At 60.6% G+C, this 251-nt stretch carries 1 protein-coding gene; it reads right to left on the minus strand.

Features of this window, described 5'->3' with window-relative positions; translation table 11 throughout:
* Positions 1-199, minus strand: a 199-nt coding sequence (locus tag NZK81_RS21575; protein ID WP_311202120.1) for an aldehyde dehydrogenase family protein, incomplete at its 3' end; no start/stop codon positions are given.
* Positions 200-251: the final 52 nt, after the last annotated feature.

A 251-nucleotide genomic window follows, 5' to 3' on the forward strand; every position in this document is an offset into this window, starting at 1 on the left:
AGCTGATGACACTGGTCACCGGCCCGAAGATCTCCTCCTGCGCGATGCGCATTGTGTTCTTCACATTGGTGAACACCGTCGGCTTGATGAAGTTGCCACCCGCCAGATTTGCAGCATCGGCGCGGCTGCCGCCGGTCAAAACTTCGGCCCCTTCCTCGGTTGCGAGGCGCAGGTAGCTTTCTACCTTGTCGAACTGCATCTTCGACGCCTGGGCGCCAAGCTGGGTTGCCATATCGAGGGGATCGCCCTGG

Source organism: Novosphingobium mangrovisedimenti (assembly GCF_025153475.1).
Lineage (GTDB): Bacteria > Pseudomonadota > Alphaproteobacteria > Sphingomonadales > Sphingomonadaceae > Novosphingobium > Novosphingobium mangrovi_A.